The sequence below is a fragment of the Vibrio sp. Y51_MX_L26 genome, assembly GCF_024181935.1.
Classification (GTDB): Bacteria; Pseudomonadota; Gammaproteobacteria; order Enterobacterales; family Vibrionaceae; genus Vibrio; species Vibrio diabolicus.
Map to the genome: position 1 here is coordinate 254598 of NZ_JAMZAS010000001.1, position 22279 is coordinate 276876.

Consider the following 22279-nt stretch of genomic DNA (forward strand, 5'->3'; position numbering starts at 1 on the left):
GTTACACCTCTTTATCCTTACCAAATGACAGCAGCCAGAGAGAGATTGCTGCTACTGCCACAAAGCCGGAAAGAATAATCACAGGCATGGCGCTATAGCCAAGGATATGCCAAATTACAGATTCTAAAGTACTCATGGGAAGTCTCCTTAGTGCCAGCCTTCAACGCCGCTCATGTCCGGTAGTTTGTGCGCGATGCCTTTGTGACAATCTACGCAGGTTTTCTCTCCAGAAGCTAGCGCAGTAGAGTGCTGCTCCGCTGCTCGTGAGCCTTGTTGAGAGTAATCCATATAATCAAACTCGTGACAGTTACGACACTCAAGAGAGTCATTCTTTTTCATTCGCGCCCACTCTCGCTCAGCAAGGTGTCCTCGACGCTCTTGGAACTTCTCTGGTGTATCGATAGTACGCAGAACATAGTGAGCGAATAGCTCTTTGGATGCTTGTACTTTACGAACGATCTTATCTGTCCATTCATGAGGAACGTGACAGTCTGAGCAGATGGCACGAACACCAGAACGGTTAGAATAGTGAATTGTTTCTTGAATTTCAGCAACGATTGGTGCGTGACAGCCAGAACAGAACTCTTCTGTGTTGGTTGCCTCCATACCTGTGTTGAATGCGCCCCAAAATAAAAGACCGCCAGCAAAACCTAAGAACAAAACCACACCAGCGGCAGCTTTACTTGGGTTCTTCAGTCTTTTCCAAAACGCTTTAAGTATTTTCATAAATAACCTCTTCGTACTCGCGTTTCAATTACTGAAGCGAATCAACTGCCTCGAACTTGTTTTCAACTAGTGGCTTAGCATTAGTTTGTGGCACGTGGCATTGCAAACAGAAGTAACGACGAGGAGACATATCCGCCAATACAGCATCTTCTCGGTTTACATAGTGCGTTACGCTAATTTTAGTCGCGCCTGACTCTTTTGCATTTTTCCAGCTGTGGCACGCAAGACACTTGTTAGCATTTAACGATACTTCGTAGTGACGGATGCTGTGTGGGATCAACGGTGGTTGATAAACAAAGCTATCTTCAACAATCTGGTCTTTAGGGAAGTCTTTGAACTCATCTGCAGGGCGTGTGTCTTCCAATTGAGACATTCCACGTAGAGACTCTAGACCGCCAATACCACCTGGATTATCTAACTCAGCTTGCGCAATGCCTGTCACTAAAGCACCTACAGATAAAAGTGCGACAAGTAATTTTTTCATCATTTCATCTCCGCCTTTATGGCTTAAATTCTTTATTAGGCCGCCATAGTGACGGCCGTAGCATTCGGTATCTGAAGGTTAAGCAATCTTAGTGATTTTGACTGGACACTTCTTAAAGTCTGTCTGTTTAGACAGTGGGTCAGTCGCATCTAGGATGAGCTTGTTAATCAAAATACGTGCATCAAAGAACGGTACGAATACCAAACCTTTTGGCGGACGGTTACGACCGCGAGTTTCAACACGAACGCGTACTTCGCCGCGTTTGTTTGCCATGAGTACTTCTTCACCACGACGAACGTTACGCGCTTTTGCGTCTTCAGGGTGCATGTAACACACTGCGTCTGGTACTGCTTTGTATAGCTCAGGTACACGACGAGTCATGGTGCCTGTGTGCCAATGTTCAAGAACACGGCCAGTACATAGCCACATATCAAACTCATCGTTTGGCACTTCTGGTGGCGCTTCATATGGTGCAGAGATAATCTTCGCTTTGCCGTCAGCATTGCCGTAGAAATCCCAACCAGAACCTTCTTTTGCGTATGGATCAGAACCTTCTTTAAAGCGCCATTGTGTTTCCTTACCATCAACAACTGGCCAACGTAGACCACGCACTTCATGGTAACGGTCGTATGGTGCTAAATCATGCCCGTGACCGCGGCCAAACGTTGCGTATTCCTCAAACAGACCTTTTTGAACATAGAAACCGAAGTGGTGGGCATCGTCATTCAATTCGCGAGCTTCTTCGATAGGGAACTTGTCGACATTACCATTGCGGTATAGTACGTCGTACATGGTTTTACCACGGTACTGAGGCGCTTTCGCTAGTAGCTCTTCAGGCCACACTTCTTCCATTTTGAAGCGTTTCGAGAACTCCATTAGCTGCCATAGGTCAGATTTTGCCTGACCGACCGTGCCCACTTGTTGGTACCAAGCCTGAGTACGACGCTCTGCGTTACCGTAAGCACCTTCTTTCTCAATCCACATTGCTGTTGGAAGAATAAGGTCTGCTGCTTGCGCTGTTGCCGTCGGGTATGGGTCAGACACAACGATGAAGTTTTCTGGGTTGCGGTAACCTGGAAGACGTTCTGTGTTGATGTTTGGACCTGCTTGCATGTTGTTGTTACATTGAACCCAGTAACAGTTCAGAACGCCGTCATTCAGCATACGGTCTTGCAATACGGCGTGGAAGCCAGGTTTTGGTGGAATCGTACCTTCTGGCAGTTTCCAGATGTCTTCTGCAATCTTACGGTGTTTAGGGTTAGCAACCACCATGTCTGCAGGTAGACGGTGAGCGAAAGTACCAACCTCACGAGCCGTACCACACGCAGATGGTTGACCCGTTAGTGAGAATGGGCTGTTACCTGGAGTTGAGATCTTACCGGTTAGTAGGTGGATGTTGTAAACCAAGTTATTCATCCACACGCCACGAGTATGTTGGTTCATACCCATTGTCCAAAGTGACATTACTTTCGTATTTGGATTGGCGTATTGCTTCGCAAGCTCGATAAGCTTTTCTTTTTCAACACCAGAGATTTCAGAGGCTTTCTCAGCTGTGTAAGGTGCAACAGACTTTTTGTACTCTTCGAAAGAGATAGACGTTAGTTTGCCTGAGTTAGGATTCTTCGCTGCTTTTTGTAGCGGATCATCGTCACGTAGGCCGTAACCGATGTCGGTATCTGCTTGAGTGAAGTTAGTGTGCTTGTTCACGAAGTCCCAGTTTACCGCATCGTTTTCGATGATGTAGTTCGCGATGAAGTTAGCAATCGCTAGGTCAGACTGTGGATTAAAAATGTAGCCGTGATCTGCCAACTCAAATGAACGGTGGTAGTAAGTAGAAAGCACGTTCACTTTAACGTGAGGGTGACTTAGGCGACGGTCAGTAATACGAGTCCATAGAACAGGGTGCATCTCTGCCATGTTCGAGCCCCATAGAACGAATGCGTCTGCGTTCTCAAAGTCATCGTAACAACCCATCGGCTCATCGATACCGAATGCGCGCATAAAGCCAACTACAGCAGAAGCCATACAGTGACGAGCGTTTGGATCAATGTTATTTGAACGGAAGCCCGCTTTCATTAGCTTTGACGCAGCGTAGCCTTCCATTACTGTCCATTGGCCTGAGCCAAACATACCTACGCTTGTTGGACCTTTTTTCTCGAGGGAAGCTTTCCATTTCTCAGCCATGATGTCGAAAGCGTCATCCCAAGAGATAGGTGTAAATTCACCGTCTTTGTGGAATTTGCCATCTTTCATTCTCAGCATCGGCTGAGTCAGGCGGTCTTGACCGTACATGATCTTAGAAAGGAAGTAGCCTTTAATACAGTTTAGGCCTTTGTTTACTGGTGCTTCTGGGTCACCCTGTGTTGCTACCACTTTGCCATTTTGAGTACCAACAAGAACAGAACAGCCTGTACCACAGAAACGACAAGGTGCTTTGTCCCATGTGATTTTGGTTTGATCAGAGCTTGCAATCAGGTTGGCTGCAGATGCTGGTAGTGTCACACCTGCGACAGCAGCAGCTGATGCAGCCGCGTTTGCTTTCACAAACGCACGTCTTGTCATTTTCATACTTCACCCTCGATTTGGGAATGTTGTGTTCCAGTGTCTTCTTCATCCGTTTCTTCGAGCCCAGTTTCGATTTGGTGATAAACCAATACCGTGCTCAAGACATTCGGTAAATTGTTAATGGCATCGATAGTGTCTGTGATAAAACCTTGGTTTTCGGTTTCAAGCACGACGATAATCTTGCCTTCTGGACTGTCACCATAGATTTCCGCATTTTCATGTGCTTCGATCTGTTGTTTGATTTCGTCCAGATGTTCTGGCAGTACATGTACTACCAAACTTGAAATATGCACTTCATTTAGTGACATATAGCTCTCTCATTTATTGCCTTTGGCCGACGACATACGGCTTAGGCTGTTATATTGCTCACATTGATGGATGAAGTCGGGCACACTGAAACACAGGCGCCGCAGCCGTTACACTCATCAAGGTCTAAATTGGGTTGTGCTACTTTCCCCAGCTCTAATTTGAACTGAATTGCCATCGGGTCGCACATATCCCCACAGCTTCGGCATTCGACATTTTGTTTTGCTAAGCAGCTATCATTGATGCTTGCTTTCGCTTGCCAAGGTTGCTCTGTTTTTGGCAAGAAAAGGGGCTCAGGACAGGCGTCTGCACACTGATAACAAAATGTGCATTCATCAATAGAAAAATCGACCGAAGGGAATCCGCCATCACTTTTAGTTATAATCTTTGTTTCGCAGGCCTCAATGCATTTACCGCAGCGAGTGCAATCGTCCGTAAACTGTTCTGGCTTGGTTAACCAAGGCAAACGTACGGCGTTGTCGGGGTGCGCTTTTCTTGCAAAGAGTCTTCTTCTGGAAAGGTCTACCACTTAGTCACCTCGAAACTTGGAACCCAAACTAAGCATAGTCCACAATTTTCATTAATAAACTGTCATTTAAACTAACGAAATTGTAGTTTTTGACATATTTGTATAAATACCTCTTAGGAGGTAAATGGGATGCAATATTGTTTTGGATCAATAAATTCCGTCGCAGGTGATCACATATTGATAAAGTTGAAAGGTAATGGGTTCATTGCACGTACAAATAGGGTTGTTAATGGGCGAGGAACTCAGATTGTTTAAAAATGTGAAAAAGTCAGTGACGCGCACGATTGCGTCCGCGATGCTTCTTATTTTGCTGCTTTCAGTTGCTACGACTGGTTTTGCAATTTTTACGTTAGCGTCAAGCTTGAATGATGCAGAAGCCGTCAATGTTGCTGGCTCAATGCGAATGCAAAGTTATCGTTTGGCACATGATATTCAGATTAAATCTGTTGATTACTCTTCACATATTGACGCCTTTGAACATTCGATATATTCACCTTCCATGAAAGCACTCCAGCACTGGTCAGTGCCAGAAGACATTACTCATGATTACTACCGTCTTATTATGAGATGGCATGAGCTCAAGTCGGTGTTGAGAGGAGATAATCCGGCGGAGTACCAACTCCTAGTGGCTGGTTTTGTAAATCAGATCGATGAGTTTGTATTTAAGCTGCAAAGCTTTTCGGAACAAAAGCTGATTAACTTAGCTTGGATTGGTGGGTTAGGGCTAGGCGGCATTCTTTGTGTCAGTATGTTTGTTGTTCATTTTGTGCGCCTCGAAGTTGTACGGCCTTTGCGTGCTTTAGTTTTTGCTAGCGAGCAAATTAAGAATCGCTCATTTAATATATCGCTTGATGTATCCAGCGATAATGAAATGGGGATCCTGACTCGAACCTTTAATCGGATGGCGACGGACCTTGGTAAGTTATACCGAGGGCTAGAACAAGCGGTTGATGAAAAAACGCGTAAATTACAGCATGCGAATCAGTCTTTAGAAGTGTTGTATGACTCGTCGAAAGAGTTAACGGCTTCGCGTATTAATCAGGATAACTTCCAAGCCATATTGCAACATATTGCAAGTCTTGAAGGCATTAAAGCGGTCAAACTTGAAATAGAGCAATTGGGAGAACCGAGTTGGATATTGATGGAAGGGGAAGAGTGCTGCCACGACTGTGATGAAGATTGCCACAGTAAGGCTCTAACGTTGGACGGTGAGCACTTAGGCTATTTGTATTGGAAGGCCGGGTTACCTTGTCCGAATGAGGCACTGATTGACAACTTTGTGCAGATTTTATCGCGTGCCGTGTATTACAATCGAGCCCAACGCCAAGCAGAACAAATCCTACTGATGGAAGAGCGAGCCACCATTGCTCGGGAACTGCATGATTCATTAGCTCAAGCACTCTCTTATTTAAAAATTCAGGTCGCTTTATTAAAGAGAAGCGTAAAGAATTTGCCTGATGAAAAAGCGATAGCTCACGCGAATCAAGTCATTGCCGAGTTGGATACGGGCTTATCTGCTGCTTATACCCAACTACGCGAATTACTGACGACGTTTCGTCTTACGATTAAAGAGGGCAGTTTTGGCCAAGCATTGCAAGATATGGTCGAAACGCTCAACGAGCAAACCGCCGCTGACATTACGTTAAAAAATAGACTTTCTTCAACTGAACTGGATGCACACCAGCAGGTTCATTTACTACAGTTGATAAGAGAAGCGGCAATTAATGCCATCAAGCATGCGCAAGCAGATAATATTCACATTCAATGTCTTGATAATGATGGAAAAGTCACAGTAACCGTTACCGATGATGGAATAGGCTTTGAACATCAAGACGAAAAATTAAATCATTACGGTATGAGTATCATGCAAGAGCGAGCCGCTAGGCTGCATGCCGATCTTCACATTGAAGCATCGATCAACAAAGGCTGTACCGTAAAACTAGAATTCCAACATAGTAAGGAAGTAAACAGTGACAGTGTGTAAAGTAATGCTGGTGGATGATCATCCACTCATGCGACGAGGTATTCACCAACTTTTAAGCTTTGAGCCTGAGTTTGAAGTCGTTGCAGAAGCAAGTAATGGCGCAGATGCGGTAGCGAAAGCGCATGAGCTGGAACTGGATCTTGTACTTCTTGATCTCAATATGAAAGGCATGTCAGGCCTCGATACCTTACAAGCGCTACGTGCTGATGGTTGTGAAGCTCGAATTGTTATCTTAACCGTATCGGATAGTCCTGCTGACATAGAAGCAATAGTTAGAAGTGGTGCAGATGGCTATTTATTGAAAGATACTGAGCCCGATGAGTTGGTTGAGTTGCTAAAACAAGCGCATCAAGGTGACAAAGCTTACAGCCAAGAAGTTTCTAAGTATTTGAGTGAGCGTTCAGGACAAGAGGACGTTTTTGATACGCTGACGGATCGCGAAACGCAGATCTTAAGAGAGGTGGCAAGAGGTTTCCGCAACAAGCAGATTGCCGATCGTCTTTTTATTTCTGAATCAACGGTTAAAGTGCATATGAAGAGTTTACTTAAAAAGCTTCAAGTTCCTTCTCGTACTGCGGCAACCGTTCTTTATCTTGAGCGCTTTGGCGACATCAAATAATACAGTTGAAGATTAATCAAAAATAATCAATTATTTAGCGTGGTTTTAATAATAAAAAAACCGCCTTAAAGGCGGTTTTTTTATTTGTCTGGGCGAATAGAGTACAAGTCACTGTTGTGCTTACCGCACTCTAAATAGTACTGATAAGCCACTTTTTTGCTTTCAGCAATGACTCTCATGCAGTGCATTTTCCCCTGTTCAAAATATCGAATCTCATATTCTACACTGGTATCAAGTTGCTCAGCGGCTGCCATACTTCGCCTCCATAAACCATCCAAAAAACATCCATGCAAATTATATGCCGTTATAGGGAGCGTCGTTCGGTGCATTTTTTAGCCGATAATTGCGCTCTAACTCACTTTTTTGCGGATAGCTGTGATCAAAAAGTTAATTTCAAACTCTATATATTATTAAGGTGGCAATCAATATTTGTCACACTGGTGTAAGTTTGCCGCAATATTAAGTGATACAAGTTGAGTATAGAACTTAATCAATAGAAAAGGGAATACGAATAAGTGACTAAATTACAGGGTGTATCTAATAAGGTGCTTCGCTATGGCCTTCTATTTTGTTTCGTATTTCTTCTTGCCGGATGTACGAAGAAGTTTCTATACAGCAATATCGATTGGTTCGTTATCGATTACATAGAGGATTATGTTTCTCTGCAAGGTGAACAAGAAGTCCTAGTGGAAGAACGCTTATTATTGTTAGCAGAATGGCATAAGAAAGAAGAATTACCGTTATATATCGATCATTTAAAAGAGCTTGAGGGATTAAAAGCGAGCGATATCACCCTAAATTATTTGCAGGAAAATCGAGATAGAATGCGAGCGCATTACGATAGAGTGGTAAGCAAAGCGGCACCAGACCTTTTTGCTTTGAGTTTACAGTTAACGAAAGATCAAGAACGGGAATTTCTGAGTAATATACAAGAGCATTATCAAGAGCGAAACGCAAAATATGCGGATAAAACGGAAGATGAAATACGTGAAATTATTCTAGATAACACAGAAGAATGGATGGAAGAGTGGTTGGGAAGCCTATCAGAAAGTCAGCGCCAATTAGCTCAAACGTTTTCTCAGCAAGTCACTCTTAACAGTCCTTTATGGAGAGGTTATCGAGCAACGATATATCAAGAGCTCGAATATCTGTTCGACAACAAGCCCAATGCTGTCACTTATCAGGATATATTTATGCGCCTGTTGTTCGAGCCAGAGAGCTATTACAGTGAGCAGCTTTCTAAAAATATTGATTCTAACTTTGTGCTGGTCGATCAACTGACATTAGATATTTCTCAATCTATGACCGATAAACAATGGCGTCATTTTCGCAGTAAGGTAAAAGAGTGGCGAGTACTAGCTGAGGAATTATTAGATTAGATTCATGCTTCAATTGACGAGGGGATGTGCATTAGCCTTTCTTATGAAAAAATGATTCAAAGCAAATTCTTATTGAGCTAAGAGCGTAACATAGCTTGAGGTTTGATGAGGTAAGGTCAGCTTACTGATGGTTGATAAAGCCTCGTCGTATAAAAACAATGAGAATAAATATGAAACATTTAGTTGAAAGATTTCTTCGCTACGTCACGTTCGATACCCAATCAAATCCACATGTTACGCTTTGCCCAAGCTCGCCTGGTCAGCTTGTGTTTGCTGAGTTGCTTAAGAAAGAGATGATCGAACTTGGCTTAAGTGATGTGACATTAGATAAAAATGGCTACTTGATGGCTAGACTGCCAGCTAACGTTGATTATGAGGTGCCGCCTATCGGCTTTATTGCCCATATGGATACCGCGCCTGACGCCTCAGGAAAAAACGTAAAACCGCAATTTATTGAAGATTACCAAGGCGGCGATATCGCGCTAGGGTTGGGGGATGAAGTGTTATCTCCGGTGCAATACCCAGATTTACATCATCTACATGGCCACAATCTTATCACCACCGATGGCACTACATTACTTGGCGCGGATAACAAAGCTGGTATTGCTGAGATTCTCTCTGCGGTCGCGCTGTTACTAGAAAATCCAGACATTCCACACGGCGACATTTGTATCGGCTTCACACCAGATGAAGAGATTGGCCGAGGCGCAGATTTATTTGATGTTGAAAAGTTTGGCGCGAAATGGGCATACACTATTGATGGTGGCCCGCAAGGTGAACTGGAATACGAAAACTTTAATGCGGCAAACGCCGATGTGATTTTTCATGGTGTTAGCGTTCATCCAGGTACCGCAAAAGGCAAAATGGTCAATGCGATGAACTTGGCTGCGAAATTTCAAGTTCAAATGCCCCAAGATCAAACTCCGGAAACAACCGAAGGCTACGAAGGGTTCTTCCATTTAAAATCGGCAGAAATGGGCGTGGCGCGAAGCGAGCTTGGTTACATTATCCGAGACTTTGATCGTCAGGGGCTTGAAGAGCGTAAAGCCTTTATGCAGAAACTCGTTGATGACATGAACGCGGGCTTACGCCATGGTTCTGTAGAACTGAAAATAACAGACAGCTATTACAATATGAGAGAAATGGTTGAGCCTTACCCGCATATCATTGAGCTAGCGAAGCAAGCGATGGAAGCGTGTGATGTGGAGCCGATTATAAAACCTATTCGTGGTGGTACAGATGGCGCTCGTTTATCTTTTATGGGGTTGCCGTGCCCGAATATCTTCACTGGTGGTTTTAACTTCCATGGGATTCATGAGTTTATTTCGGTTGAAATGATGGAGAAGTCAGTGCTTGTCATCGTCAAAATTGCTGAACTCACCGCGAAAAAAACACGGTTAACAGACTAGGTCGAGCGGTTCTTGTCGATTGAATGGGGGAAAATAGCCCAGAGTCATCTGGGCTATTTTTAAATTCAAAAACGAAACATTAACGTACGTCTTTGTCTTCAATTTCAATGTCTTCTAGTGGTAGCCAGTCGACTTTCACACCCGCTTGATCGAACATGTCTTGGCTGACTTGGATTTTATCTCCCCAGCGAGATAGAAAGTCTTCAGATTGCTCAGGGCAGTGCACGTGTGAGATCCCTGTTTGAATGATCTTTGCCGCGCAGTTGGGACATGGAAAATGCGTCACCCAAATATCACATCCGTCTAAATCACGTTTTGAGAACAAAATTGCGTTCTCTTCTGCATGCAGTGTTTTTAGATATTTCAACTCGCGCTCATCAGTGTCGACACTATCAGAAACACCGTGCGGGTAGCCATTAAATCCAACAGATACAATGCGATTCTGTTTAGTGATAACTGCACCGACTTGTGTTGATGGGTCCTTACTCCATGACGCCACTAGTTCTGCCATCTGGTAAAAGCGTTTTGCCCATTTAGAAATCATAGTCATCCTCTCTGTCGAAGGCGTTGAATTAATTGAATGATAACCCATTTATATTAAAAAAATAGTCAAAATCGGGGTCTTGAGTATGAAGGCGTCATTTTTTGTCTTTTTAACCATAAAACGTTCTTATCTTGAGCACCGAATCTCACTTTCCGTCTTTATACGATATCTCACTTAGTGTTTCCTAGCGCCTCTAAATGCACGATGCCTGAGAGTGTATATCAAATAGTTATGATTGAGCTGCTTGTATATTGTTCATTAAATATCACTGTTAACTAAATTACTTTATTTTCTTTTTGTTTCTCATGTTTACATTTAGAAACATTTTGGGGGCTTTTGAGTGAAGTTTTCAGTGGCAGCAAGGAGTAAGGTTGATGGGAATTCAACAATATCCTGTTCTATAAAGACGGTAAATACATGCAAAAGAAACCACTTGTCGCACTAATGGCGGCTACAGCAATCCTCGCTGGATGCGGGGAAGCTAATAATGCCCAAAGGGAAGGCCAGGCGCCTCTCGTAGTGACTCAGGATGTCACGGTTATCGACTACCAACCGAGCAAGTCTTATATCGGTCGCATTGAAGCAGTAGAAGATACCAATATTACCGCGCAGATTTCTGGCTATTTAAAAGCTCGTCACTTTGAAGAGGGGCAAATGGTAGAAAAAGGGCAGCTTCTTTATTCTATCGAGCCATCTTCTTTTGAAGCACAAGTCGCGAGCGCTAAAGCGGCACTTGCACAAGCAAAAGCCGCGCTAAAAAAAGCGGAACTAGACCACACCCGAGGTAAAAACTTGTTGCCTCGCGGTAGTATCTCCCAATCTGAGTTTGACGCCTTAACTGCGGCACTTCTTGGTGCGAAAGCCGAGCTAGAAGCAGCAAACGCTCAGCTTAAGCTTGCTGAAGTTAACCTTTCTTATACTCAAATCCGAGCTCCGTTCAGCGGTCGTATTAGCGATACCAAAGTGAGTACCGGTGATCTTGTTTCCCCTTCATCTGGCGTGCTGACGACATTGGTGAGCTTAGACCCAGTGCATACTTCATTTAGTGTGAGTGAGCGCGAGCGGTTAGCCATGGGTATGGATCAAGTCAAAGGCGACGGCTCAGCAGAATCAAACAGAGTTGAAGTTCAGCTTGAGCTGGAAAATGGCCAGTTTTTTGAGCATCTCGGTAAGCTCGATTTCTTAGGTAATCGTATTGATACCAAAACTGGTACGATTGCAATGCGTGCGCTAGTGCCAAACCCAGAGCAGAAGTTACTTCCGGGTCAGCACATCAAAGTGAACTTGAGAGATAAGAACACGAAAGACGTTATTGTTATCCCACGACGTGCCGTACAGACTGACTTAGAAGGTGACTTTGTGATGGTGATGGCTGAGGGAAGTGTGGCAGAGCGTCGTAACGTCGAGCTTGGACCTCAGGTTGAACAAGGCATTATCATTCGAGAAGGCCTCGAACAGGAAGATACGGTTATTACACAGGGCCTACAGCGTGTGCGTAATGGTGTAGAAGTGCGTATTCAAACACCTGCTGAAGATAAGCAGTAGGGGGGCACTATGTTAAGTCGTTTCTTTATTCAGAGACCTAAATTCGCGCTGGTTATTTCGATCATATTAACGCTAGCAGGCGCGATCTCACTGGCGATTTTGCCAGTGGCGGAGTACCCACAGATAAGTCCGCCATCAGTCAGCGTTTCGGCTTACTACACTGGCGCGAGTGCGGAAGTTGTCGAGCAGGCCATTGCGGACCCCATAGAGACGTCGGTCAATGGTGTTGAGGACATGATCTACATGTCTTCAAAGAGCGCGAACGATGGCTCATACAGCCTAAATGTCACGTTCGATGTCGGGACCGATCCAGACATGGCGCAAGTAAACGTGCAAAACCGTGTGTCACAGATCGAGTCAAAACTGCCTCAAGAAGTGCGCATGGTTGGTGTGACGGTGAAAAAACGCTCACCTGACTTGCTGATGGTCCTTAACTTCTATTCGCCTGATGGCAAATACGACGATCAGTTCTTGATTAACTACATTAACTTGAATGTAAAAGATCAGCTCGCTCGTGCGAAAGGCATCAGTGAAGTTAACGTGATTGGTGGTGGCGAATACGCAATGCGTGTTTGGTTAGATCCGGAAAAAATGGCCAACCTTAAGCTAACCACGTCAGACGTATACGCCGCTTTGGCTGAACAAAACGTTCAAGTTGCGGCAGGGCGTGTTGGTGCAGCACCATACAACAATCCGCAAGAAGTTCAGTTTAACCTTGTGACCAAAGGTCGCTTGGAAAGCGTGAGCGAGTTTGAGAACGTTGTCCTTCGAGCTAATCCCAATGGTTCCACGGTTTATCTGAAAGATGTTGCTCGCGTTGAACTAGGCAAAAAGTTCTACGATGGTAACGGTAAATTCCGTGGTCAGGACGCGTCAATTGTTGCATTGTCTCTTCAATCAGATGCGAACGCGTTAGAAAGTGGTCAGGCCGTCATGGAGCTGCTTGAGGACTTGAGTAAAAACTTCCCTGAGGGCATGGCGTATGAGACCAGCTACGATACAACCGTGTTTGTATCTGAATCGATCAAAGGGGTAGTCAAAACACTGATTGAAGCGATTCTATTGGTGATTGCTGTAACTTACTTGTTTTTGGGTAGCGCGCGCGCAACGTTGATTCCTGTTGTTGCGATCCCCGTTTCTCTGATTGGTACGTTTGCCATCATGCAGGCGACGGGCTTCACCATCAATACGGTCACTTTGTTTGGCTTGATCCTCGCGATTGGTATCGTGGTGGACGATGCGATTCTGGTTATCGAAAACGTCGATACCACCATGGCGAAAGACCCAACCATTTCACCGCGTAAAGCGACATTGCTAGCGATGAAAGAAGTAACGGGCCCAATCATCACGTCGACCTTGGTTCTACTTGCGGTATTCATACCAGTCGCGATGCTGCCGGGTATCACTGGAATCATGTATCGCCAGTTCGCTTTGACCATCTGTATTTCGGTTGTGATCTCATCCATTAACGCATTGACGCTGTCTCCAGCACTTTGTTCTTTGGTATTGAAGCAGGGTGGGGGCAACACGGCTAACTGGTTCCAGGCTTTCAACCGAGGCTTAGAGCGTATCACAACGCGTTATGGTCAGGTCGCTGGTTTCTTGGTGAAGAAATCTTTGCTGCTCGTGACGTTCTTTATAGTCGCTATCGCGGCGGTCACTTTCTTTGCGAAAACTACCTCAACAGCGTTTGTTCCTCAAGAAGATAAAGGCATTTTGCTGGTTAACGTTCAGCTACCAGATTCAGCATCTTTATCTCGTACTGAAGAAGTCACCAATGATTTAATGAACATGATTGGTGAAGAGCCTGGTGTGGATGGCGTGACGGTTGCGAACGGTTACTCGTTTATGACAGGCGCAGCAGCATCAAACGGTGCATCTGTGTTTATCAAACTGCATGACTGGGATACTCGTAACTCGTTGCAAGGGGAGCACTCTGCCAATGCCATCGCGGCGCGTATTAACGGTCGTGCTGCAACAGAGTTGCCTCAAGCGGTTGTGTTTGCGATGGGACCTCCGGCGGTTCCTGGTATGGGCGCTGCGTCTGGTTTTGAGTTTGTGCTTGAAGATACGCTAGGGCGAAGCCGTACCGATTTGTCGATGGTCATGGGAGAAATGATCCAAGCGGCCAACCAAGCCCCTGAAATTGCCTACACGTTTAGTACGTTCCGCGCGAATGTCCCGCACTACTACGTTGATATCGACCGTGAGAAAGCACAGCAGTTGGGTATTTCACTGTCGTCTATTTTCCAAACCTTGCAAGGCAACTTAGGTTCGCTTTATGTGAATGACTTCACCATGTTTGGTAAGAACTTCCGCGTGACCATGCAAGCTGATAGCCAGCACCGTAGCAGCATGGAAGATCTAGAGCGTTTCCATGTTCGTTCTTCGAACGGTGATATGGTTCCGCTAAGTACGCTAGTGAGCTACGAGCAAGTGTTTGAGCCTGATGTGGCATGGCGTTACAACATGTACCGCAGTGCTATCATTCAAGGCCAACCAGCTCCGGGCTACTCTAGTGGTGATGCGATTGCCGCAATGGAACGCGTTGCAGCAGAGGTTCTTCCGCAGGGCTACACGTACGAATGGACAGGTATGGCTTATCAGGAAGTACTTGCGGGTAACCAAGCCATTTATGCGTTTGCACTGGCTTTGATCTTCATTTACTTGTTCATGGTGGCACAATATGAGAGCTGGAGTATTCCATTAGCCATCATTTTGGTGGTGCCAGTAGCAACGTTAGGCTCCTTCTTGGCGTTGAATCTGACTGGGACACCGCTTAACTTGTATGCGCAAATTGGCCTTGTCTTGCTCATAGCCTTGGCGGCGAAAAACGCAATTTTGATTGTGGAGTTCGCCAAGCAAGAACGTGAAGAAAAAGATGCTGATATCGATAGTGCAGCGGTTAAAGGAGGCACGTTACGTTTCCGCGCTGTGAATATGACATCTTGGTCGTTTATCCTGGGTATCTTCCCGCTGATCTTCGCCGCAGGTGCAGGGCACGTGAGCCAAAACTCGCTCGGCGTGTCGCTGATTGGTGGTCTATTGTGTGTGCTTCTAGCAGGTACATTCTTGATCCCAGGCTTCTACGCTCTGGTGCAAAGACAGCGTGAGAAAGTTCATGGCGGCAACACCAAGCTGGTTCCTCTTGATGATGAGTAATCACACCCGCTGTGCACAGTAGAGCACGAAGTTAAAGTCGAAAAAAAGCCCGAAGCAATGATTGCCTCGGGCTTTTTATTTGTAGGGAAGGTTATTTTAGCGCGGTTTTAAATTGTGCAACGGCTTCGTCCATATCATGAGCTTGAGCAGAAACAGAGTTCACCTCGTGCAAGCATTCCTGAGCGGATTGCATGTTGTTTTCAGATATCGCGTTAAGCTCGGTGATTGAGCCACTAACTTGGTTCATCACGATACCTTGCTCTTCAATCGCAGAAGCAATGCGCTCCGAATTGCCTTGAATTGCATGCATGTCAGTGATGATCTGCTGCAGGCTAGAATCAAGTTTTTCAGAGGCATTAAGCGTTTGTTGTCCTTGATCGTTACATTGATCAATATCCGCCACGACCGTCGACATTTGAGCTTGAATATCAACAACAACTCGCGTGATTTCCTCGGTAGATTGATGAGTTCGGCTAGCTAGGGCACGTACTTCATCGGCAACAACGGCGAAGCCACGACCTTGCTCGCCTGCTCGCGCGGCTTCAATTGCTGCATTGAGAGCCAGTAAGTTAGTTTGTTCCGCAATTTCTTGGATGATGTTCACGGCACCACCAATTTTATCTACATGCTGGTTCAACGAGCCAATCGACTGCTGACTGTTCGATAAAATACTGGTCAATTGACCAATGTTGGTTACGGTGGTTTCAACAACACTTCGGCCTTGTTCGGCATTATTCGCGGCTTGATGTACACCCTCTACCGCAACCGACGTGCTTTCCGATATTTCGCCTATCGTTGCCACCATTTGCTGAACCGCAGTAGCCATCGATGCAGTGTGGTCCGTTTGAGTATGGAACTGCTCCATAACCCCTTCTAGCTCACGATGCATATTATCGGTACTGGCTGTTAACTGCGCCGATTTTTCTTGGGTGCCACTAATTAACTGCTCAAGCTTATCCAACAGATCATTGAGGTGGTGGCTGATATCAAATAGCTCATCTTTGCCTTTCAAGTCAGAGCGCAGTCCCATGTTGTTTGTTTCGCTAATGCTTCGAATGGTGCCAAGCAAGCTGTTTACTCGTGTATTGATTGAGCGAGAGATCTGCCAAATCAATGCGAAAATAACACCTAAGATCAGAGCGGTAATGACTTGCTTGATAGTCGACATTTGTTCATCACGCTTTGCAGCAGCAGAGCTAAGGGCTGTCGAAAAGGTTTCAAATTGCTCTTCTACAGCATGAGATAATGCGCGAGTTTCACCAAGTAGGCCTTGGTCGTAAGCGACCCCTACAACTTGTTTTTGTGCCGCTACTAGCTTACCTGTTTTGATGATCTCCGGAGCATATAGCCCAACAAGCAAATCACTATTGAATTGACCTGATTTGACCGCAGAGTCAAAACGAACCAACGCCAGCAATTGCTGGTGGTCGGAGCGTTGCTTGGCTTCTAACAGTGCTTGCTCGTAACCAGAAAGAAGGCCACTCTTTGCATCAAGTCCGTAGCGTTGGTAAGCACTGACCAGATTCTGAAAGCCCTTTTGGTATGCAAGAAGGTCTTGTTTGAATCGTTGACTGGAAGGTAATTCATTGCTCGTGAGTATGCTCGCAAGCTCTTTTTCGGTATTTAGAAACTTATCAACATTCGCATCAAATTTGTTTAAGTATTTGTCATTACTACGCAGTAAGAAATCTTTCTCGTTTCTGCGTAAGTTGAGTAAACGTATTTCTAGATCGCCAACGAGTTTGATGGCGTGGTTAAGTTCATTGCTCTTATTGGCGAAATGGGATGACGTACCCAAAAGGGCCACGATGCCTAAAATGGCGATAACTCCGAGGAAGTAGAGTTTTTGCCTAATAGTCATATTGTTGTTTCCTGAATAAGTAACTAAAAAGAGAAATCCAATGAGATTTCCCAAGGGCTAGCAAACGTTGTTCAACTAACATGTCGAGAAAACGACATGCATTAATACAGCACTTTCTTACGTTGCTGCTTTTTCGCTCCATGCTTGTTCTTGGTATCAAGTCTTCGGCGTTGAGAAGCGCGGGTTGGTTTCGTTTTAATACGCTTCTTCTCCTGTAAGGCGGCAGCTTTAATTAAAGCTTGAAGCCGATTCAGGGCGTCTTCCTTATTTTGTTCTTGCGTGCGAAATTGTTGCGCTTTGATGATGATCACGCCATCTTTAGTTATACGACTGTCAGAAAGAGCAAGTAATCGTTCTTTGTAGAAGTCAGGTAAGCTGGAATGTCGGATATCAAAGCGTAAATGTATAGCGGACGCTACCTTGTTAACGTTCTGGCCACCATTTCCTTGAGCTCTAATTGGGGATAATTGAATTTCCCACTCTTGAATTGTGACGGAGTTCGAAATTTTGAGCATGATAAGTAAATGCCGGTAAGGACGATTGAAAGAGCTGATAAATTAACATCACAGATGTACAAATAGAAGAAAAGACATGAGCACGATTGATTTTAGGCCCTATGAGGGATTCATATTTGATATGGATGGTACTTTAATAGATACCATGCCAGCCCATTTGGCTGCTTGGCAAGCAACCGCAGATCGCTTTGATTTTCCGTTTTGTCAGGAGTGGTTTCACAGTTTAGGGGGCATGCCGAGCTTTAAAATTGTTGAGGAGCTAAACCGTGTGCATGAGCTTTCATTAGATCCTAAAACCGTCGCTACATTTAAAATGGAAACGTTCGCTGCTATGGAGCTGCACGGGGACGTTATTCCGTGCACTAATATCGTGTTAGAAGAATATTTAGGCCACAAGAAAATAGCGGTCGGAACTGGCAGTCAACGAGAAAGTGCCATGCGCCTATTGAGCCACTCCGGTTTATTGGACAAGTTGGATGTTGTGGTAACAGCAAGTGATGTAGAGAGCCATAAGCCTTTTCCGGATACCTTTTTGGTGGCGGCCGAGCATCTTGGGTTGGAAGCGTCACAATGTCTTGTATTCGAGGATACCGAGCTAGGTAAACGAGCGGCGCATGCAGCGGGTATGGATTGCGTTATGGTGCAAGATAACGAGTTAATCTTTTTTCCAAAACCATAGTAAAAAGAGCGATAAAGCGAGATCAAAATGGGGTGCAAACGCACCCCATTAACTGTTACAACATCATAGATAAAGTATCATAGATGTTTATTCAGGTTGAACTAGCTCTTGGTATTCAAACGAAGGAACCACAACCTCTACGCGACGGTTTTTCTCACGACCTTCACGAGTGCTGTTGTCAGCAACTGGGTTTTCTTCACCCATGCCTTTCACAGTTAAACGATCTGAGTCAATGCCTGCAGCAGTTAGGTAATCCGCAACAGATTGAGCACGACGCTCAGACAGTTTTTGGTTGTAAGTCGCAGGACCAGAGCTATCCGTGTAGCCAGTGATCTCTACTTGAGCTTGAGGGTATTCGTTCAAGAATGATACGAAGTTGTCTAGACGCTCCGAAACAGAGTCTGTTAGCTTAGCACTGTCGAATTCAAACGTACCTGTACCGTACTCTTCTTTGTGCACTTTGCTCATCATCACTGGTTCTGGATCTGGCTCAACCACTTCCTCTGTTACAACTGCCGCAACCACTGGCGCAGCCGCAAATTTGTAGTTAAAGCCGATACCGAAGAAGTTAGCGTCCATGTCGTCCCATACGTCATCAGACAGGTCTTGATAGCGTTGATATTCTGCGCGTACGCTCCAGTTTCTGTCGATAGTGTATTCAGCACCTAGCGAGCCAGTTGGAACGAAATCTTTTTCGTCATCAGACATCATGTAAGCACCACCGATCTTAGCGAATAAGTTCCAAGATTCGTTCAAGTGCCAGTTAAATTTAGGTGCGAGAGTTAAAGCCGTTAAATTGCCGTCGATCGTATTAACTGTATTAGCCCCTGACTTAAAGTTAGCTTTGTAATCGCCTAAGAAGTCGACACCATACTCTAGCCCGATGATATCGGTGAAGTCATAACCGATATGTAGTCCAGCACCAAAAGCTTCATCATCACAAGGGCTATTTAGATAGCAAGCATCGTCAAGTGTAGTCATGCCTACTTTGCCCCCGATATACATTTCAGCCTGAGCAGAGTTTAAAAGCGCGCTACTACCAGCTACCACTGCTGCTACTGCAATTGCTACTTTGTTCATAATGTTTCCTTGTATTGATTGCATATTAACTTCTACTTCGTTTTATCAAAAAATTAGAAAAAACCAGCGTTTATAAGAAATTAGTTTAATATTCTAATCATTTCATATCAAGCAACAATATCTTTGAACTTGATCAACATTTAATAACCAATAACACCTCACAAACTTCTGATATTTCTTACATTGTAGTAAAGATTTTTGGGGTCATAAGAAAATTGATGATTATTTTGAACTTTTTTTCGTAAAGTTTATTTTACATTGTGCGCGGTAGTTAACAGGTGGTTTTTATTTGCATTTATTTGCAAAAACTGATTGCAAGTCTACGCCTAAGCCGATAAGTTACTTAAACGCTAGACAGAAAATGACCAGAGCCCTTGATGCTGCTCGCTTTGTGAACAATGTTGCAATGAGTTCAGTTGGCAAAAAATTGGGTCGGAAATAAAAACCAGGAAGTAGAAGTAATGTTTCAAACTGATGATGTAAGAATAAATAGAGTAAAAGAGTTATTGCCACCTGTAGCAGTATTAGAGAAGTTCCCAGCGACTGAAACCGCTTCTTCGACCACTTTTGATTGCCGTAATGCCATTCACAATATTCTTGAAGGAAAAGATGACCGATTACTTGTAATTGTTGGCCCGTGTTCCATTCACGATCCTGCTGCTGCGGTTGAATATGGTAAAAAGCTAAAAGTATTACGTGATGAACTTGGTGAACAACTAGAAGTTGTGATGCGAGTTTATTTTGAGAAACCGCGTACAACGGTAGGATGGAAAGGTCTGATCAACGATCCTTACCTGAATGATACCTACAAGCTGAATGATGGTCTGCGTATTGGACGTAAGCTTCTTCTTGATCTTACCGATATGGGCTTGCCAACCGCGAGTGAATTCCTAGATATGATTACGCCTCAGTACGTGGCGGATCTGATCAGTTGGGGTGCTATCGGTGCTCGTACGACAGAATCTCAGGTTCACCGTGAGCTTGCTTCTGGTCTTTCTTGTCCTGTTGGGTTTAAAAATGGTACAGACGGGAACATTAAGATCGCGAGCGATGCGATTCGTTCTGCAAGTGCTTCTCACCACTTCTTATCAGTAACAAAATACGGTCATTCTGCGATCGTAGAAACCGCTGGCAATCCTGATTGCCATATCATTCTCCGTGGTGGTAAAGAGCCAAACTACAGTGCAGCGCATGTTGCTCAAATTAAAAACGAGTTAGACGGCGCAGGGCTACCGAAAAAAGTGATGATTGATTTTAGCCACGCTAACAGCTCGAAGCAGTTCAAACGTCAAATGTTGGTATCTGATGACGTATCAGAGCAAATCGCTGGTGGCGAAGAAGCAATTTTTGGTGTGATGATTGAGTCTCATTTAGTTGAAGGTCGCCAAGACCTAGTAGATGGCAAAGCGGCCACTTATGGTCAGTCGATTACCGATGCATGTATCGGTTGGGAAGATACGGAAACCGTACTTCGTCAGCTTTCAGATGCAGTAAAAGCGCGCCGTAACAAATAAGCTCAACAGAAAGAACTTTTTTAAAGAGCCAGAGGCATTGTGCTTCTGGCTCTTTTTTATTGAGAATTACTCGCATCTCTTTCTATTGTTTCTGCTTTCCTATATGTTATCTGTATGCGCTGTAACCAAAAGGAATTTGGAATTGAATCGTAATGTATGGCTATTATCCCTTTGCCAAGCCCTATTAATGACAGGGAATATTTTACTCATATCTGTTATTGCCCTTATTGGCAAAACACTTGCGCCGTCATCAAGTTTTATTACGTTGCCCGTTGCGCTGCAATTTTTAGGACTGATGGCTGCGACGATCCCAGCATCACTAATTATGGGCAAGTTGGGACGTCGACTTGGGTTTAGTCTCGGTAATGTTATTGGCATTTTGGGTGCCAGCCTAGCGACGTATGCGTTAAGTCAACAGAACTTCTATCTATTCTGTGTTTCTACCTTTTTGCTCGGTGTTGGTATTGGCTTCGGTACGCTATACAGATTTGCTGCTATTGAAGTGTGTGAAGAGTCGGCAAGACACAGGGCGATTTCGATATCTATGGCGGGAGGGGTACTAGCGGCGATACTTGGCCCTAATTTGGCGGTGTATTCGCAGCAATGGTCAAATGATGGTTTGTACATTAGTGCTTTTGCCGTGCTTATTGGACTTTATATAACTGCGTTGATCGTGCTGCAAACGATTCGTTTTCCACCAGCACACACGCAAGTTCTACATACTAAAGCGGATAAAGTGGGGGACATTATCCGTCGACCTAATTTCATGCTAGCGGTTATCGCCGCAATGGTTGCGTATGCGGTAATGAACATTTTAATGACAGCAACGCCTCTGGCGATGATTGGTTGTGGCTTTGATTTTGACAAAGCGGCAGGAGTGATCGAATGGCATGTGCTGGGCATGTTTGCACCGGCGTTTGTCACGGGACGCTTGATAGAGCGGTTTGGCGCGAAGAATATGATTTTAGCCGGTGGATTGCTATTTGTTGCTTGTATTGGAATTAACATACACGGAGTGTCCATTTGGCACTTTAGTCTTGCTTTAGTTCTGTTAGGCGTTGGTTGGAACTTTATGTTTATCGCGGCAACTGGGTTATTTAGTCAAAGCTATGAAGCGAAAAACAGGAGCAAGGCTCAAGCGTTTAATGAATTCTTCGTGTTCAGTTGTGTCACTATCACTGCATTACTATCTGGCTGGCTTGAATCCACCGTAGGTTGGCAAAACCTTAATTTGTACGTTCTTCCTTTTGTGTTACTCGTCATCGTGATGTTTGCTTTGAAAACGAACAAAGAAACGGAATCCCAAACTGCTTGATTAGATCTTCTATACATAGCCCGGCATAACGTGTCGGGTTTTGTTTATTAGCTCAACTCCACA

Annotated in this window: 20 protein-coding genes; 9 read left to right on the forward strand and 11 right to left on the reverse strand. The window is 44.6% G+C overall.

Annotation, left to right across the window (positions count from 1 at the left end):
- Nucleotide 1: 1 nt before the first annotated feature.
- The 6 genes from NL645_RS01115 to napF form a co-directional block, all read right to left on the reverse strand.
- Nucleotides 2–136, reverse strand: coding sequence for a TIGR02808 family protein (locus NL645_RS01115; protein ID WP_005373546.1), 135 nt, complete (start codon nucleotides 134–136; stop codon nucleotides 2–4).
- 11 nt (nucleotides 137–147) lie between these two features.
- Entirely contained in the window at nucleotides 148–726 is a 579-nt protein-coding gene (locus NL645_RS01120) for a NapC/NirT family cytochrome c (protein WP_005398274.1), read from the reverse strand.
- Between the two features lie 28 nt (nucleotides 727–754).
- Nucleotides 755–1210, reverse strand: coding sequence for a nitrate reductase cytochrome c-type subunit (locus NL645_RS01125; protein WP_031780699.1), 456 nt, complete (start codon nucleotides 1208–1210; stop codon nucleotides 755–757).
- A 78-nt stretch (nucleotides 1211–1288) separates the two neighbouring features.
- Nucleotides 1289–3778, reverse strand: coding sequence for a periplasmic nitrate reductase subunit alpha (napA, locus tag NL645_RS01130; protein ID WP_006741149.1), 2490 nt, complete (start codon nucleotides 3776–3778; stop codon nucleotides 1289–1291).
- Nucleotides 3775–4083, reverse strand: coding sequence for a chaperone NapD (locus tag NL645_RS01135; protein ID WP_005398456.1), 309 nt, complete (start codon nucleotides 4081–4083; stop codon nucleotides 3775–3777). Before NL645_RS01135 ends, napA begins: the two co-directional genes overlap by 4 nt.
- 41 nt (nucleotides 4084–4124) lie before the next feature.
- Nucleotides 4125–4610, reverse strand: a complete 486-nt coding sequence (gene napF / locus NL645_RS01140) for a ferredoxin-type protein NapF (RefSeq protein ID WP_005398455.1) — start codon at nucleotides 4608–4610, stop codon at nucleotides 4125–4127.
- A 247-nt stretch (nucleotides 4611–4857) separates the two neighbouring features.
- Between napF and narQ the strand changes: the two genes are divergently transcribed.
- Nucleotides 4858–6594, forward strand: coding sequence for a nitrate/nitrite two-component system sensor histidine kinase NarQ (gene narQ / locus NL645_RS01145; protein WP_253651001.1), 1737 nt, complete (start codon nucleotides 4858–4860; stop codon nucleotides 6592–6594).
- Entirely contained in the window at nucleotides 6581–7213 is a 633-nt protein-coding gene (locus NL645_RS01150; RefSeq protein ID WP_005398453.1) for a response regulator, read from the forward strand. Before narQ ends, NL645_RS01150 begins: the two co-directional genes overlap by 14 nt.
- 80 nt (nucleotides 7214–7293) lie before the next feature.
- Here the strand turns inward: NL645_RS01150 and NL645_RS01155 are convergent, their stop codons facing one another.
- Nucleotides 7294–7467: a hypothetical protein gene (locus NL645_RS01155; protein ID WP_005373524.1), complete on the reverse strand. Its 174-nt coding sequence runs from the start codon at nucleotides 7465–7467 to the stop codon at nucleotides 7294–7296.
- A gap of 261 nt (nucleotides 7468–7728) precedes the next feature.
- Here NL645_RS01155 and NL645_RS01160 point away from each other — a divergent pair, with 261 nt between their 5' ends.
- Both NL645_RS01160 and pepT read left to right on the forward strand, forming a co-directional pair.
- Nucleotides 7729–8592 (forward strand): DUF6279 family lipoprotein, encoded by an 864-nt coding sequence (locus NL645_RS01160; RefSeq protein ID WP_253651002.1) that lies wholly within the window; start codon nucleotides 7729–7731, stop codon nucleotides 8590–8592.
- Between the two features lie 170 nt (nucleotides 8593–8762).
- The gene (pepT, locus tag NL645_RS01165; RefSeq protein ID WP_253651003.1) at nucleotides 8763–10001 is read left to right on the forward strand and encodes a peptidase T; all 1239 of its coding nucleotides are present in this window, start codon (nucleotides 8763–8765) and stop codon (nucleotides 9999–10001) included.
- A gap of 79 nt (nucleotides 10002–10080) precedes the next feature.
- On the opposite strand, the gene NL645_RS01170 is transcribed toward pepT, so the two are convergent.
- Nucleotides 10081–10545, reverse strand: coding sequence for a dCMP deaminase family protein (locus NL645_RS01170; protein WP_005373515.1), 465 nt, complete (start codon nucleotides 10543–10545; stop codon nucleotides 10081–10083).
- Nucleotides 10546–10962: 417 nt separating this feature from the next.
- Between NL645_RS01170 and vmeY the strand changes: the two genes are divergently transcribed.
- The gene (gene vmeY / locus NL645_RS01175; RefSeq protein WP_005396140.1) at nucleotides 10963–12090 is read left to right on the forward strand and encodes a multidrug efflux RND transporter periplasmic adaptor subunit VmeY; all 1128 of its coding nucleotides are present in this window, start codon (nucleotides 10963–10965) and stop codon (nucleotides 12088–12090) included.
- A gap of 9 nt (nucleotides 12091–12099) precedes the next feature.
- Nucleotides 12100–15252, forward strand: coding sequence for a multidrug efflux RND transporter permease subunit VmeZ (gene vmeZ / locus NL645_RS01180; RefSeq protein WP_046875892.1), 3153 nt, complete (start codon nucleotides 12100–12102; stop codon nucleotides 15250–15252).
- Nucleotides 15253–15343: 91 nt separating this feature from the next.
- On the opposite strand, the gene NL645_RS01185 is transcribed toward vmeZ, so the two are convergent.
- Together NL645_RS01185 and arfB are read right to left on the reverse strand one after the other, a co-directional pair.
- Complete coding sequence (locus tag NL645_RS01185) at nucleotides 15344–17113, reverse strand: methyl-accepting chemotaxis protein (protein ID WP_253651004.1); 1770 nt, start codon at nucleotides 17111–17113, stop codon at nucleotides 15344–15346.
- A gap of 101 nt (nucleotides 17114–17214) precedes the next feature.
- Nucleotides 17215–17628 carry an alternative ribosome rescue aminoacyl-tRNA hydrolase ArfB gene (gene arfB / locus NL645_RS01190; protein WP_005396137.1) on the reverse strand — a complete coding sequence of 138 codons (414 nt, stop codon included), beginning with the start codon at nucleotides 17626–17628 and terminating at the stop codon, nucleotides 17215–17217.
- Nucleotides 17629–17704: 76 nt separating this feature from the next.
- On the opposite strand from arfB, the gene NL645_RS01195 reads away from it, so the two are divergent.
- Nucleotides 17705–18307, forward strand: coding sequence for a beta-phosphoglucomutase family hydrolase (locus NL645_RS01195; RefSeq protein WP_253651005.1), 603 nt, complete (start codon nucleotides 17705–17707; stop codon nucleotides 18305–18307).
- Between the two features lie 87 nt (nucleotides 18308–18394).
- Here the strand turns inward: NL645_RS01195 and NL645_RS01200 are convergent, their stop codons facing one another.
- The gene (locus NL645_RS01200; RefSeq protein ID WP_005396135.1) at nucleotides 18395–19387 is read right to left on the reverse strand and encodes an OmpA family protein; all 993 of its coding nucleotides are present in this window, start codon (nucleotides 19385–19387) and stop codon (nucleotides 18395–18397) included.
- A 461-nt stretch (nucleotides 19388–19848) separates the two neighbouring features.
- Here NL645_RS01200 and aroG point away from each other — a divergent pair, with 461 nt between their 5' ends.
- Both aroG and NL645_RS01210 read left to right on the forward strand, forming a co-directional pair.
- Nucleotides 19849–20901, forward strand: coding sequence for a 3-deoxy-7-phosphoheptulonate synthase AroG (gene aroG, locus NL645_RS01205; protein ID WP_012842357.1), 1053 nt, complete (start codon nucleotides 19849–19851; stop codon nucleotides 20899–20901).
- A 142-nt stretch (nucleotides 20902–21043) separates the two neighbouring features.
- Entirely contained in the window at nucleotides 21044–22216 is a 1173-nt protein-coding gene (locus NL645_RS01210) for an MFS transporter (RefSeq protein ID WP_047008131.1), read from the forward strand.
- Nucleotides 22217–22279: the final 63 nt, after the last annotated feature.

Coding starts and splice junctions, on each gene's coding strand:
- NL645_RS01115 (WP_005373546.1), bottom strand. CDS start 136: ATGAGTACTTTAGAATCTGTAATTTGGCATATCCTTGGCTATAGCGCC.
- NL645_RS01120 (WP_005398274.1), bottom strand. CDS start 726: ATGAAAATACTTAAAGCGTTTTGGAAAAGACTGAAGAACCCAAGTAAA.
- NL645_RS01125 (WP_031780699.1), bottom strand. CDS start 1,210: ATGAAAAAATTACTTGTCGCACTTTTATCTGTAGGTGCTTTAGTGACA.
- napA (WP_006741149.1), bottom strand. CDS start 3,778: ATGAAAATGACAAGACGTGCGTTTGTGAAAGCAAACGCGGCTGCATCA.
- NL645_RS01135 (WP_005398456.1), bottom strand. CDS start 4,083: ATGTCACTAAATGAAGTGCATATTTCAAGTTTGGTAGTACATGTACTG.
- NL645_RS01155 (WP_005373524.1), bottom strand. CDS start 7,467: ATGGCAGCCGCTGAGCAACTTGATACCAGTGTAGAATATGAGATTCGA.
- pepT (WP_253651003.1), top strand. CDS start 8,763: ATGAAACATTTAGTTGAAAGATTTCTTCGCTACGTCACGTTCGATACC.
- NL645_RS01170 (WP_005373515.1), bottom strand. CDS start 10,545: ATGATTTCTAAATGGGCAAAACGCTTTTACCAGATGGCAGAACTAGTG.
- vmeY (WP_005396140.1), top strand. CDS start 10,963: ATGCAAAAGAAACCACTTGTCGCACTAATGGCGGCTACAGCAATCCTC.
- vmeZ (WP_046875892.1), top strand. CDS start 12,100: ATGTTAAGTCGTTTCTTTATTCAGAGACCTAAATTCGCGCTGGTTATT.
- NL645_RS01185 (WP_253651004.1), bottom strand. CDS start 17,113: ATGACTATTAGGCAAAAACTCTACTTCCTCGGAGTTATCGCCATTTTA.
- arfB (WP_005396137.1), bottom strand. CDS start 17,628: ATGCTCAAAATTTCGAACTCCGTCACAATTCAAGAGTGGGAAATTCAA.
- NL645_RS01195 (WP_253651005.1), top strand. CDS start 17,705: ATGAGCACGATTGATTTTAGGCCCTATGAGGGATTCATATTTGATATG.
- NL645_RS01200 (WP_005396135.1), bottom strand. CDS start 19,387: ATGAACAAAGTAGCAATTGCAGTAGCAGCAGTGGTAGCTGGTAGTAGC.
- aroG (WP_012842357.1), top strand. CDS start 19,849: ATGTTTCAAACTGATGATGTAAGAATAAATAGAGTAAAAGAGTTATTG.